At 38.1% G+C, this 13568-nt stretch carries 16 protein-coding genes and 2 pseudogenes; 5 read left to right on the forward strand and 13 right to left on the reverse strand.

Features of this window, described 5'->3' with window-relative positions:
* Positions 1-135: 135 nt before the first annotated feature.
* From U8D43_RS05920 to U8D43_RS05930, 3 genes and pseudogenes are all read right to left on the reverse strand, one after another.
* A pseudogene (locus tag U8D43_RS05920) lies at positions 136-625 on the reverse strand (RNA-guided endonuclease TnpB family protein); the annotation flags it as partial.
* A 4-nt stretch (positions 626-629) separates the two neighbouring features.
* Positions 630-1028 carry an IS200/IS605 family transposase gene (gene tnpA / locus U8D43_RS05925; protein WP_335870223.1) on the reverse strand — a complete coding sequence of 133 codons (399 nt, stop codon included), beginning with the start codon at positions 1026-1028 and terminating at the stop codon, positions 630-632.
* A gap of 442 nt (positions 1029-1470) precedes the next feature.
* A complete protein-coding gene (locus U8D43_RS05930; protein ID WP_335870225.1) occupies positions 1471-1890 on the reverse strand; it encodes a VOC family protein in 420 nt (139 codons plus the stop codon).
* 493 nt (positions 1891-2383) lie between these two features.
* On the opposite strand from U8D43_RS05930, the gene U8D43_RS05935 reads away from it, so the two are divergent.
* From U8D43_RS05935 to U8D43_RS05945, 3 genes and pseudogenes are all read left to right on the forward strand, one after another.
* Complete coding sequence (locus U8D43_RS05935) at positions 2384-2701, forward strand: hypothetical protein (RefSeq protein ID WP_335870227.1); 318 nt, start codon at positions 2384-2386, stop codon at positions 2699-2701.
* Positions 2702-3818: 1117 nt separating this feature from the next.
* Positions 3819-4963: pseudogene (locus U8D43_RS05940) on the forward strand (IS110 family RNA-guided transposase).
* Between the two features lie 372 nt (positions 4964-5335).
* A complete protein-coding gene (locus tag U8D43_RS05945) occupies positions 5336-6397 on the forward strand; it encodes an AI-2E family transporter (RefSeq protein ID WP_335870229.1) in 1062 nt (353 codons plus the stop codon).
* Positions 6398-6524: 127 nt separating this feature from the next.
* Here U8D43_RS05945 and U8D43_RS05950 read toward each other — a convergent pair whose 3' ends face one another.
* The 7 genes from U8D43_RS05950 to U8D43_RS05980 form a co-directional block, all read right to left on the reverse strand.
* Positions 6525-6944, reverse strand: coding sequence for an organic hydroperoxide resistance protein (locus U8D43_RS05950; RefSeq protein ID WP_335870231.1), 420 nt, complete (start codon positions 6942-6944; stop codon positions 6525-6527).
* Positions 6945-7290: 346 nt separating this feature from the next.
* Complete coding sequence (locus U8D43_RS05955) at positions 7291-7608, reverse strand: thioredoxin family protein (RefSeq protein ID WP_335870233.1); 318 nt, start codon at positions 7606-7608, stop codon at positions 7291-7293.
* Positions 7609-7753: 145 nt separating this feature from the next.
* Positions 7754-7888, reverse strand: a complete 135-nt coding sequence (locus U8D43_RS05960) for a hypothetical protein (protein WP_335870235.1) — start codon at positions 7886-7888, stop codon at positions 7754-7756.
* A 100-nt stretch (positions 7889-7988) separates the two neighbouring features.
* Positions 7989-8120, reverse strand: coding sequence for a hypothetical protein (locus U8D43_RS05965; protein ID WP_335870237.1), 132 nt, complete (start codon positions 8118-8120; stop codon positions 7989-7991).
* Between the two features lie 216 nt (positions 8121-8336).
* Positions 8337-8468, reverse strand: coding sequence for a hypothetical protein (locus tag U8D43_RS05970; protein WP_335870237.1), 132 nt, complete (start codon positions 8466-8468; stop codon positions 8337-8339).
* Positions 8453-8584 (reverse strand): hypothetical protein, encoded by a 132-nt coding sequence (locus U8D43_RS05975; RefSeq protein WP_335870237.1) that lies wholly within the window; start codon positions 8582-8584, stop codon positions 8453-8455. Before U8D43_RS05975 ends, U8D43_RS05970 begins: the two co-directional genes overlap by 16 nt.
* On the reverse strand, positions 8569-8700 hold the full coding sequence (locus U8D43_RS05980) for a hypothetical protein (RefSeq protein WP_335870239.1): 132 nt from the start codon (positions 8698-8700) through the stop codon (positions 8569-8571). Before U8D43_RS05980 ends, U8D43_RS05975 begins: the two co-directional genes overlap by 16 nt.
* A 441-nt stretch (positions 8701-9141) precedes the next feature.
* Here U8D43_RS05980 and U8D43_RS05985 point away from each other — a divergent pair, with 441 nt between their 5' ends.
* The gene (locus U8D43_RS05985; RefSeq protein ID WP_335870241.1) at positions 9142-10200 is read left to right on the forward strand and encodes an oxidoreductase; all 1059 of its coding nucleotides are present in this window, start codon (positions 9142-9144) and stop codon (positions 10198-10200) included.
* Positions 10201-10420: 220 nt separating this feature from the next.
* Here U8D43_RS05985 and U8D43_RS05990 read toward each other — a convergent pair whose 3' ends face one another.
* Positions 10421-10579 carry a hypothetical protein gene (locus tag U8D43_RS05990; RefSeq protein ID WP_335870243.1) on the reverse strand — a complete coding sequence of 53 codons (159 nt, stop codon included), beginning with the start codon at positions 10577-10579 and terminating at the stop codon, positions 10421-10423.
* A 392-nt stretch (positions 10580-10971) separates the two neighbouring features.
* On the opposite strand from U8D43_RS05990, the gene U8D43_RS05995 reads away from it, so the two are divergent.
* Positions 10972-11364, forward strand: a complete 393-nt coding sequence (locus tag U8D43_RS05995) for a hypothetical protein (RefSeq protein ID WP_335870245.1) — start codon at positions 10972-10974, stop codon at positions 11362-11364.
* 26 nt (positions 11365-11390) lie between these two features.
* Here the strand turns inward: U8D43_RS05995 and U8D43_RS06000 are convergent, their stop codons facing one another.
* Complete coding sequence (locus tag U8D43_RS06000; protein WP_335870246.1) at positions 11391-12479, reverse strand: Ger(x)C family spore germination protein; 1089 nt, start codon at positions 12477-12479, stop codon at positions 11391-11393.
* A complete protein-coding gene (locus tag U8D43_RS06005) occupies positions 12476-13558 on the reverse strand; it encodes a GerAB/ArcD/ProY family transporter (protein ID WP_335870248.1) in 1083 nt (360 codons plus the stop codon). The genes U8D43_RS06000 and U8D43_RS06005 overlap by 4 nt, the downstream gene beginning before the upstream one ends.
* Positions 13559-13568: the final 10 nt, after the last annotated feature.

The following is a 13568-nucleotide window of genomic DNA, read 5'->3' on the forward strand; positions in this document are numbered from 1 at the left end:
CCATGTAACGCATAGTGATCTTTCAGTTTGTTTACCTAACGGGTCTAACGGCAGTGACAAGGATGTCTTATGTTTTTACCTTGTTTCTAATACCCACAACTGAATCCCAATTTTCATGGACGGCAACGTCGTATTCTGTAGGAACAGTGACGGCAATCTGGGCAATCCATTTGTTTGACTTTCTAGTGATACGCAATGTACCAAGCTTATACTTCAACAACTCAAAATTACGGTTATCTTTATCCGTCAATAAGGCACGAACAGGGACTTTTTTAGATTTACTATCAATCATTAGAGGTATATAGAGATTTTGAAAGTCAAACGAAAAGTTTTGATTGTTCCATACACAAATAGGTTTTCTAAGAATTGGAACGATTTTATATTTACTTTTCTTTACCTTTTTAGAGAAAAGACTCTTAGCGTCCTTTATAGCTTGGTTTTTTACAGCACTAGGAAGAAAAGCATCTATATGTTTGGTTGTTTTCTTTGTGCTTTTCTTTTCTCCAACCATTTCAGCTATAAGTATATTTATTGTAGAAATGTATTCCTTCCCCATTCTTGTTAAAATATTTGCTTGTTTTTTTGTTGGAAGTAGCTTGACTTTCACAGTGATTGTTTGTGTCACAGTTTCACCCCCTTGTTTTTTGTTGTTCAACATATCTTTTAATAGTTTGACTTGATACATTTCCAGCAGTAGAAACGAAATAAGAACGTGTCCACAAACTAGGCAGGTGTTTAAGATGAGGGAACTCTTTCCTCAATATTCGAGAAGTCACTCCTTTAATTTTCGCCATAATATCAGCAGGACTTAGTGTTGGCAAGGCATTAAGAAACAAGTGAGAGTGGTCCTTATCGCATTCAATAGCAATAATTTCAATATCTAATTCAACACTTATTTCTTGCACCAACTGCTTAAAGCGTTCTTCGACTTTTGTTTGAAGAAATATCTTTCGTCTGTACCTTGGGCAGAAAACAAAATGATAGTTAATTAATGAGAGAGTAATTTTGGTTCTTCTGTATTCTTCCATAGTTTAATTTTATCAGTTCGAATTATTTACTGCGACAAAAAAAGGGGAGTATTTCAGATGCTTAATGTAGTACAAAAACCTTGAGGTTTTTTATGTACTACACCGTATCTGACCTCACTATCATCCCACACCTAAAGGAGTGGGCTTTCTCGTTCGGAAAATCTGTAAAGTGAAGTCAGGTGCTTGTTGACATAGTTGAAAATGTGGCATGGCAATTCCTCCTTTTAATCATTTTTCTTCCCTATTTATTGTACCTTCAAACTAATAAATCTTGCTGTAAGTTGAATTACAATTGTAGAAAAATTAATGAAAATTAGCAGTCGGGGTTATGAAATAATGCGAAGAAAAAAATAGAATTTCCGGTTGTAGTGATGTAAGAGGAAAATAATGAGAAAAACGGACGATTTGAAAAGAATCGTCCGTTTTGGGTCCATATGTACAATTACTTTGAAGTAGGAAGAGTGTAGTTTAAATCCCAAATGACATCTTGAGCGTCTTGAACTTTGGCGAATTTAGCTCCCCAAAATGTATCTTGAAGCTCCATATGAATCGTTCCATTTTCAGATAAACGAGAATAGATGGTTTGTATTTCTTCTTCACTATCTAATTCTAAAGCTAATGAAATATTATTCCCAGCGGTAATAGAGTTACCTGTAAACGCATCAGAAACCATCAGAAGTAGATTCCCTTTCATAAAGCGAGCATGCATAACGAGATCATCAGCTTCAGGAGGAGTAGGGAAGTCGGCTTCACCAAAAGTTTGGATATCAGAAATTTCACCTTCGAATACTTCTTTGTAATAGTTTAGAGCCTCTCTTGCATTGCCGTTAAAAGTTAAATATGGAGTTGCTTGGTATTTCATATCGGACACTTCCTCTCTTGTATTTGGTCTTGCAAACTTATTATAACCAATTGAGAAATAAGATACAAGAACAAACGTTCGACAAATTTTATACTATGTTAAAGGAACTTGTTCTGTTCAGCATTTTTTCGTAAAAGATTTTGCGATTGAATAAAAAAAGATATAGAAACAGTCTTTTATTTGAAGAAAAATCTAAATGATATTTAAAAAGAAAGCCGTTTTCGCAAGATCCGTCTACTTTTGATGGAATTCAACTGTGAAAAGGACGATTTATTCAAAATTCAGATGAAATAGCCACCATGTATACGAAAAGACCCAATAAGAAACGAGTTTATCGATCTATTAGTGTATGGACTTTTGCAACAAGTAATAAGTTTATTGAAAACATTTCCATTTTAATAGATATTTGTCAATAAATCGTCCTATTTACCCTATCGCTCTATTGTTTAATACGACGTATAATAAAAGTATCAAAAACAAGGTGGTCGAGACGATGAATATTGCGATGATAATTAAATTAGAGAATCATGAAGTAGAAGAATTAGTCAATGTGGAATTTGTTTTTGAAGAAGAGAAACTTGAACAAAATATTGTGCATACATGTGTAGGCGGTTTTATCGATAAGCAATCAAAAGAGGCCCTTGATATTGATGATACGATGGAAAAATTATTTGAAGTGTTAAAGACTAAAAAAGTGATTCCTGAGAGAGTAACAGATTTTTCTTATGAATTACCATCATGTGATATGGTGAAAAATATAGAAGGCAAAGAGACAATCCCACAAAATGTGGTCATTTCATATGCCGAGTAATAGATGGTAGAAAAGCTTGCAATTGCAAGCTTTTTTTAGATTAGAAAGGATAAGATTCAGGTCACCCACAGCTTTTCTGGTTGTGGGATTTTTCTATTATGGAAACAAATATTTGAAACGAATCTTCTTTGAGGATCATGGTGACTGGGAGGCATTGAAGCAGAAAAAATCCGTCCATTCGTCATATACGATATGGAGAAATTAAGATAATTGTAGCAAAAGGTAATGACTACACCTATTGATTATTATCCATTAAAACTCCATCAATCAGTATGGAAATTTAGCGGAAGAATGGATAAAGAAATGAAAAGCTGACCTTCTCCGTAAAGGAGGTGGCAATAATAAGAATAATAAAAGGATTCGTGGCCAAGAGTACAAATTATTAGATTTAGATTAAAAGGGACCGGGCATGGTTGGAGACCACAAAAGAATTAATATAGAAAATAGAAACCAAGAACCTACTATTATATAGGTGCATAGCTTCTTATATTTTTTGTGTATGAATAAAAATTTTCGGTCCATATAAAAACAATTGCTTTTTAAGCGCCCACGCTGCTAGCAGTCCTGTTTTTACCTCAATTCATTGGGGGTCTATTATTCTTCCGTGTTTTCGTTTGTTTCTTCTGAAGGTTCCTTATCTAGAGCAGGTTCTTCTTGCGATTCAGGTTCTGGCGTTATGTCTGTCTCTGGCTCTATCTCCTCTAATTGAATAGAATCATTTTCTTTTGGCTTATCTTCTCCACATGCTGCTAGCCACTGCAGCTAGATCCGTCTACTTTTGCTGGAAATCAACTGTGAAGTGGAAGATGTAATCAAAAATCAGATGAAATAGCTACAAGGTACACGAAAAGAGCCAATAGAAACTAACATGATTTTTTACTCGCACCCCCTAATGAAAATGGGGGTTATTTTTTTGCCATCTGACTATAACTGATAATACAACAAACAGGCAAGTACGTGGCTTTTAATGGTGGGTAAACCCTGTCATAGAAACTGTGAGGAATCGATTGTTGCACACCGCCTTGTTGACCAAGTTTCACTTGGATCACGTACAGAAAAATGTCGATGTACAATCTTTTCCACTGTTTGTTCACTACAATTTAGGATGGTGTTAAGAATGGACGTATTGTTAAAGAACTGTGCTGGTTTAGATGTTCATCAGAAAGAGATTGTGGCTTGTGTCATTCGGGAAGATTCAGATGGACATTCCGTTACCGAAATTCAATCCTTTCCAACGATGACCAAAGATTTATATGAATTATTAAAGTGGCTAGAACAATGCAACGTTACTCACGTCGCATTAGAAAGCACAGGAATCTATTGGAAGCCAATCTTTAATGTTATTGAAGACTACTTTGATATTACATTAGCTAATGCACAACGAATTAAAAATGTACCAGGACGCAAAACAGACGTTGCCGATTCAGAATGGATTGCGAAATTACTTCAACATGGGTTGATTGAAAAGAGTTTTGTCCCTCCAACAGATATTCGTGAACTGAGAGATTTAACGAGATTACGAAAAAAATGGGTTGGGAACATAACAGCTGAGAAAAACAGAATACAAAAAACATTAGAGTGCTCAAATATAAAATTGGGCTCCGTCATCTCTGATGTTTTTGGTGTTTCGGGACGAAAACTACTTTCGAAACTTGTAGATCAGGGGTATGTGGATCCGAAAGATGTGCTAGAAACCATTCATTTTAAAATGATGCCAAAAGCGCAACAAATTTCGGATTCCCTTTTTGGAACACTTACTACACACCAAATCTTTTTGATTCGCCAATCCTGGAATCACATTATCTTCCTAGAGGAACAATTGGAACAACTTGAAAAACAAATTCAAGAATTATTGATTCCTTATAAGGAACAAGTTGATTTATTGTTAACCATTCCCGGAGTAAAAGAGAAATCTGTCGCAAGTATCATTGCCGAAATCGGCATTGAAATGAGTCAATTCCCTTCAGCACAACATCTAGCATCATGGGCGGGCTTAGCACCAGGAAATCACGAAAGTGCGGGTAAAAAAAAAGCACCCGAACAACCAAAGGGAATCCACACATAAAATCGACATTATGTGAAGTTGCATGGGCTATTTCTAGGACAAAAAACACATGGTTAGCAGGTAAGTACTGGTCATTGGCAGCTCGACGTGGGAAGAAAAAGGCATTAATCGCAATCGCACATAAGACGTTAAAAATCATCTATCATATTTTATCTGGAAAACAACCGTTTATTGAGTACTCAAACTCATTAGCTTAACCACTTTTTAATTTGAATATACTTCTGGCTATTGAAAAAAATTTAAAATCAATCGCTCTCTTTCCTATTGCCCTTTTTAAGAAAAAAAGACAAATAACAAAATTCCCACGCACGAATGATATTCTTAAACCATAATTAAGTTCCCGACCTTTTCACAGAAAGAAGCTCCAAGTGGTATGGATAAAATAAGTTTCGTTTTTTCATTAGTAGTCGCTCCTTTTGTCTTCCTTTTGAAGCTGTTTCAGAGAGGTTAATTTCTACGATTTTTTTAAGTCAAACATTCTGATAGAAAAATAAGTCATGAGTACTATACAATTGGGTAAAGGTGGTATAATGAGCAGTAATAAAAGAAGTAGATTGTGAGGAGAAGACATGTCATTAGCAAATAAACGATGGTTTCGGACTATGCTTGCCATCATATTAACCTTAATCATCATTTTTTTACTCGATAAAGTGAGCTTTATTTTTACTCCTTTATTGGTGCTGTTGAAGACGATTTTTCTACCATTTGTCATAGCGGGGATTTTATTTTATTTATGTCGTCCGTTGGTTAATTTTTTGGAAAAGAAAAAAGTCCCAAAAGGAATCGCTATAATAATGGCCTATGTTTCCATTGTTCTCGTGGTTTTTGGAATGTACAAGATGATTGGTCCAGTAGTAAATGATCAGCTAGATCGATTTGTCAAAAATATTCCAGAAATGAGTGAGGCTGTTCAAGAGGGAATAGAGTACGTTCAAGAGAACCGGAAAGACATGCCCGAATTTGTAAAAACGTCAATCGAAAATATTGGCACCACTGTTGAAGATAATCTAACAAACTGGTCTAAAAGCTTTTTATCATTTATTACGGGATTATTTAATACTATTTTTTACTTGGTTTTAGTTCCCTTTATTTTATTCTATATGTTAAAGGACAGTAATCGGTTTGTTCCATTTATTGAACGGTTCTTTCCGCAAAATAAACGGAAAGACGTGAATGATGTGTTTGGAGCAATGGATAAAACGATTTCCTCCTACATCCAAGGTCAGGTTTTTGTGAGTGTTTGTGTCGGGACCTTGCTTTACATTGGGTATTTAATAATCGGACTAGAATATCCGCTTGTACTTGCCCTTTTTGGATTGTTTACAAACGTAATTCCCTTTTTAGGACCATTCCTTGCAGTGATTCCTGCCTTACTAGTCGCTATTTTCCAGGATCCGATTATGGTGGTGTACGTTGGGATTATTATGTTAGTTGCTCAACAAATTGAGGGAAATATTATTTCTCCACAAGTCATGGGGAAAACATTAAAAATACATCCATTAACAATCATTGTTCTTATTTTATTTGCAGGGAACTTAGTCGGTTTTGTGGGAATTATTTTTGTGATACCGGTCTATGCGGTATCGAAAACGGTGATTACTCATCTCTATAAATTAATCTTTATTAAGTAATTTAAACTTAATTTTGAATCTACTAGAAAAAACGAGCTCATGATGAGCTCGTTTTTTTTTCAAAATGTGAAAGTGATAAATTTTGATGATTCGGATATTTTTTTACTCCACTCACTAATCGTTTTGTTTAGATTGCGCGTGTTTGAAGTGTCACATTCATATTCCCTTTGGTTGCTTTTGAATAGGGGCAAACAGTATGAGCCGTTTTGACTAGTTCTTCTGCTTCCTCTTGAGAAACCCCGTTAATATTGACGATCATATTCACGGATAAACCAAATCCTCCATCTGTGTCCTTGCCGATTGATACTTCCGCTGTCACGTCGCTTTCAATCTTCTTACGGGCTTGGCGAGCAACTAGATTTAGTGCGCTATCGAAGCAAGCTGAGTAACCAGCTGCAAATAATTGCTCTGGATTTGTTCCTTCTCCACCTGCGCCTCCAAGACCTTTTGGCATAGTTAGGGAGAGGTCAATTCTTCCATCTGATGAGGTTACTTTTCCTTGTCGTCCACCTGAAGTTGTTGCGCTTGCAGTGTATAATGCAGTCATTGTGAATTCCTCCTAAAATGATTTATTGAACATATTAATAATATAACGTCTAAAATTAAATTGCAAGCAATTTAATTTTAGGTAATTTAAAAACACAGCTCAAGACTATGTTTTCGATGGTGCATATTTGGGTTTTCTCCGCCTCTACATACAGGGCTATCTTCACAAAAATGGTTGCTTTTGGTACCGGTCCTTATACCTCGATAAGGAGAGAGTTCAGGGATCTTTTCGTAACAATTTTAAACCTGGTAAAAAAAATGAGGATTTCCTCTAATTTTTTAGGCTTCAGCTACAAAGTGTACGAAAAGAGCCTTATATAAAGACGAAGAATTCCCAAAAACGCTTCTTATTTTACTGAATGTAGAAATTCGATTACTTGCTCTGGTGATTTGGCATTTGCACTATGAAGGTGAGCTTTTTTCTCGCTGTTTTGGAAAATAAGCAAGCTAGGTATTCCCATTACATCATACTTTTCTGCGAGCTCTGGAAGCTCATCCTTGTTAAGTTCATACCAAGTGTAAGAATTATATTCTTCCATAATATCACCGATAAACATATCCATTCTCCGGCAATCGGGACACCAATTGGCAAAAAACTTAATAATGACAGGCTCTGAAGAAGAAATAGTTTGTTCAAACGTATCGATGTTTGTAATAGCTTTCATTGATAAAACCTCCAATATTCTGCTGATTTTTCTCTTAACGAAAGGCACTTTTCGTATACATTGTGGCCATTTCAACATATTTTTGATTAAATCTTCCGTTTCACAGTTGATTTCCAGCAAAAGTAGACGGATCTAGCTGCAGTGGCTAGCAGCTATGGGACAAATAACATCCAACTCCAAAGGTCAGGACCTTCTCCGTTGGATAACATTTGCCCGCCGCTGCTGGGCGAGCCCCTTCCGCATTTCGTGATCTAGTTGCAGTGGCTAGGGACTCGGGCATTTGTCAGCCCACTACCTGAAGCAGGCTTCACTACATGTTCTGCCAGATGCCTGCCGTCCCTGGGCAGCCCCTTCCGCATTTCGTGATCCAGCTGCAGTGGCTAGGGACTCGGGCATTTGTCAGCCCACTGCGTGAATCGGGATTCACTACGTGTTCTGCCAGATGCCTGCCGTCCCTGGGCAGCCCCTTCCGCATTTCGTGATCCAGCTGCAGTGGCTAGGGACTCGGGCATTTGTCAGCCCACTGCGTGAATCGGGATTCACTACGTGTTCTGCCAGATGCCTACCGTCCCTGGGCAGCCCCTTCCGCTTATCGTGATCCAGCTGCAGTGGCTAGGGACTCGGGCATTTGTCAGCCCACTGCGTGAATCGGGATTCACTACGTGTTCTGCCAGATGCCTGCCGTCCCTGGGCAGCCACTTCCGCTTATCGTGATCCAGCTGCAGTGGCTAGGGACTCGGGCATTTGTCAGCCCACTGCGTGAATCGGGATTCACTACGTGTTCTGCCAGATGCCTGCCGTCCCTGGGCAGCCCCTTCCGCATTTCGTGATCCAGCTGCAGTGGCTAGGGACTCGGGCATTTGTCAGCCCACTGCGTGAATCGGGATTCACTACGTGTTCTGCCAGATGCCTGCCGTCCCTGGGCAGCCCCTTCCGCATTTCGTGATCCAGCTGCAGTGGCTAGGGACTCGGGCATTTGTCAGCCCACTGCGTGAATCGGGATTCACTACGTGTTCTGCCAGATGCCTGCCGTCCCTGGGCAGCCACTTCCACATTTCGTGATCCAGCTGCAGTGGCTAGGGACTCGGGCATTTGTCAGCCCACTGCGTGAATCGGGATTCACTACGTGTTCTGCCAGATGCCTGCCGTCCCTGGGCAGCCCCTTCCGCATTTCGTAAATGATGCCCGAAACAAAGCTATATCATAGAGGAAAAACTGATTCGAAAAGCCACAAACTTTGCGAAAACAGCCTAACGAAAAAATATTTTTTGGGGAGCCTTCTCTGACCATCAGTATAAAAGTGAAACACTTGACAAATCTGTGAATTCCATCTTTTATTTTGTTTCAATAGATGGAAACTATTCGAAACGAGTTCCAAATAAAGAATGTTATTCTGTTTCCCTCACAAAGTGAAGTACTTTCTTATTGTATCGCCTCATAATAAAAGAATCAAAAATGTTGCTCTATTGTCTACGCGGCAGAAATATTGATATGTTATGATAGCTTAAAATAAGGCAAAGAGAGGATCGAATTATGGATATCGTAAATGTAGGGATTGTAGGCTATGGCTATTCTGGAAAAACGATTCATGGCAAGCTCTTAGCTGCTAGTAGAGGATTTAACGTAAAGGCTATTGTAACTTCTAAACATGAAAAAGTGAACGAAGACTTTCCCGAAGCTAAAGCCTTAAGCTCAATCGAGGAATTGATCATGTTGGATGAGATTGATTTAGTGGTGATTACGACACCCAATCATCTTCACTACGATCAAACTAAACAGGCTTTAGAAGCAGGGAAGCATGTGTTAGTCGAAAAGCCGTTTGTCGTTCAATCAGAACAAGGTAAAGAGTTAATTTTGTTGGCAAAGGAAAGAGAATTAGTTTTATCTGTGTTTCATAATCGCCGCTGGGACTCAGATTTTCTTACAGTGAAAAAACTATTACAAGATGATACGCTTGGACAAATTAGTACGTATAAAGCTCAGTATGACCGCTACAGACCCCATAGTCGAGATCGATGGAAGGAAAATGCTGTTCCTGGAGCGGGTGTTTTATATGATTTAGGTGCACATTTACTTGATGGTGCACTTCAACTTTTCGGAGTACCCGATTGGATCTGGGCAGATGCCTTTGCTCAACGTGGGGGAAATAAAGCGGAGGATTATTTTCATCTCGTATTGAGTTACGGTGAGAAAAGAGTGATTTTACATTGTGGATCCATTGTACCAAAATCTGGTCCTCGCTTTGAAGTACATGGAACAAAGGGCAGCTTTGTGAAACTAGGAATGGATTGCCAAGAAGAACAGCTCAATAGTTTTATACACCCAACAGACGCCATGTGGGGAGTGGAGCCATCGACAATGTATGGAGAATTGACATTACAGAAGCAAGATAAATTCGAAACGACAGTCTTCCCTTCAGAAAAAGGGAACTATTTGCTTTTTTATGAAAAATTACATCAAGCTATTACCGAACAGGCGCAAGTTCCTGTTACTTCTGAGGAAGCTAATCAAGTAATAATAATGATAGAAGCCGCATTGTTGAGCGTGAGGGAAAAAAGAGTTATTTCTCTCAAGGATAAAAGCGCAGGGTGATGAGGCTACATATTGCATTTTCCACGAGTATGACTTTGATCAAAGGAATAAACTAGGGTGGCTTTTTCCTCTTAACGGAAGGCTCTTTTCGTATCCATTGTGGTTATTTTATCTGATTTTTGATTAAATCACCCATTTCACTGTTGATTCCCATCAAAAGTAGACGGATCTAGCTGCAGTGGCTAGCAGCTATGGGACAAATAACATCCAACTCCAAAGGTCAGGACCTTCTCCGTTGGATAACATTTGCCCGCCGCTGCTGGGCAGCCACTTCCGCATTTCGTAAATGATGCCCGAAACAAAGCGATAACAGCCAAACAGAAAAACGAATTATTTTGATTCTTTTGGAATTTCGATTAATTACAGTATGACGAGTCATACAGTGTATAAACTCCTTATTGTGGTCATATATATTTTGCGTGTCTTCATTGTAATGATTTGGTTTTATCGTATATATATTGAAACAATGTATCTTCCGTTTGTATTTGTGGGAATGCCCTATATATTTCTCTTTAATAATGTTGTAGAAATTGAAGAGCAAGGTATTATCTGGGTGAAATTCACTTTTATTGGAAGGATATCGATGCGCATGATTGGCAGGTCCGATGTAACCCCTCGGTGTCTCATGATTGAGTAGAGGAAGGAGAAGAGGTCTGATTAAGAAATTTCATTCCAACATCCACCCGGTCGATTGGCTAAGAATTTTTCTCGACAGCTTAAGGACTACATCGAATCAAACAGGGTGTATAGTTAGCGTAAGGAGTTGACAATATGTACAAAAAAACAGAAACTCTCTCCATAGTAGAGGTCCGAGCTGTCGAAGAGATTGTTAGAATTTTGTACAAGGACTATCCAGAATTACATGAGCGACACGGTGAAAAAGGGAAAAAGCATACCGTTTATGATTTGAAAAAGCACTTTGAATATATTGATGCCGCTTTTAAACTAGAGTCTTCACAGGTGTTCTTGGATTATATCTACTGGCTATACAATGTTCTTTCTGCTAGAGGTATGGAAAACACCAAATACCTTTTGGCAACCTTCAGAATCATGAAAGAGCAGGAATTTCCAACATGGAGCCATGAACGATTCAAATTTTATCAAGCCGTTCTAACGGACACGATAGGTTGGATTCAAAGCCAACCGAAAAAAGATCACGAGTAATTCATGATCTTTTTTCTTTAGAATTCTTATTCAATTGTACCTGATTCTAGAATTTTTACATGAGGAACGATTGTGACTTTAATATTAGGGTAATCCTCGTCCCACTTTTTAAAATCAAATCCTCTTTTCTTGGTTTTTAAGCGATGTCCTATGCCAATCGGATCAATTTTCAACTCGAGAAAGCGAGCTATTAGGTCATTACTATTCTTTTCGATATCCTCTTTCATTTGTTTTTCGATTTCCTTGATTTTTGCTTGAGAGAGTTTATCTCCAGTAAATTCACGGATAAATCCGTCCAAGGTTATATCGATTTTGACTTCAATAGGATTGTTTTTGCTCGGAAAAGAAATTTTGTTTTTCGAGTGAATCGAATGGATGGATGCTTCCTCTGGAAATCCTGAGAGCTCACCATCTCCTTTTAATTTCAGTGTATAACTACCTTCACTGTATTTATCGACAAGCAATTTAAAGAAGAACATTTGGTCTGAATCAATACGGTCGATATACTTATCATCTTTAAATAAACCCAATCCAGAAATCTGAACATTTTCCGGACTGGTTTGTTTAATAATTGGGATGTAGGGTGATTTTCCTTTTTGAAAATAATCAAAAAGGAAAACATGGAGATTAGAATCAGGAACATCACGTATTTGAATATTATGTTCAATTAATTTTGAAATATAGATAGCATTCCCTTTATGCCCATATTCCCCACTTAATAATTCTTGAGCTTTTCCATCACAAATCGCTAAAAAGATCCGAGAGCCGATACTGGCATCACGTTGTAGATGATCTGCAATATGAAAGATTCCATTTTTACTCAAGTCCTTACTGATGACGACTACTTCTAAACTACCTTTAACCAGAGGCTGAAAGGATTGAAGCTCGAGATCACTCATAATATCTCTGCTGGCCGTTGCTTGTGTCGAGAGAGTTACATTTTTTATCGTTTTGTCACTTTGAAAACTCGAGTAGATTGCTGTGCCAAGGATTTTCTTATCATCCGTCAAATCATAACCGATCGCACCTTCAATGTTCAAATCGTCCAGTATTTCTTTTTCCACACATGCTGATAGGAATAAGCAGAGAAGGAATAAGAGAAAGAAACGTTTCATTTTTTCACCTTCTTAACTAGTAATAACAAGCCGAGTAAAAGAGGGAAGTAGACATAGTTAATATACAATCCGATGTTGCCGGCAATATCATTTAGTCGATTGATTTGTTCTCTTGTTTGTATAAAGTAGACCGACACAAATATAAGACAAAGTATAACGATTAGGGCACGTCGTTGCCGAAAACCGGTCGTACGTTTGATGATGCGGCTAGCACACCAGATGAAAAGGCAAACATTAGGGAGAATAACTAAGCACCAATTCGCAATCCCGATATATTCAAAGCGCTCGACAAAAGGCATCTCAACAATTTTCCATAAAGATAGCGTCGCCCATACCACTTTTTTCAGCTGTTCTTCACTAAAATAGGCAAATGTTATGATGGTTAAGAACAAATAGAATAATGTTGTCGTCGCAAGTGAAAGATGTGCCCACTTTTGTGAAATGCGCCCATTTTTAATGAACGGATAATAAATCAATAGTGTTTCATAGCCTAAATAAGTTAAGGACATCTTCATCGCTGAGGAAAGAATACTCATCAAGTCATGATCCCAAATGGGTAAGAAATTTCGAAAGTCAGAATAGCCTAATGTATACAAAAAGGTAAGTGCCAAGTAAGCAGGGAGCATCACACCAAAAAAAGCAACCCCCGTAACCACTCGAAATCCTGAACTGACAATATAGTAAACCAGTACCAAAAAAAGAAAAGAGAAAAATAGTGGATTCAATTTTGGGAAAAGCCATACTTGTATCACTTCAATATAGTTACGCAAAATATTCAAGGCAATAAGCGATAAATAAAGACAAAATATCAAACTCAAAGCGTGGCCAAGCCATTTTCCAAAAACATAGCGGTGCACCTCAACTAGGTCTCCTCCACCAGTCTTTGCTAATTGAAAGAGCACGATAACCACAAGATGTGTGGATAAACCAGCCAAGAGGACGGATATCCAGCCATCATATCCTGCTTTTTCAGCGACAACCCGTTGAAAACCGAGGACGCCAATCCCCACCTGTATCGAGTTAATAAGGAAAAAAACAATATATGGAGAAATTTGTTTATCTTGAGAAATATTGACCATAGTACTCCTT

It is taken from the genome of Bacillus sp. 2205SS5-2, from assembly GCF_037024155.1.
Classification (GTDB): domain Bacteria; phylum Bacillota; class Bacilli; order Bacillales; family Bacillaceae_K; genus Bacillus_CI.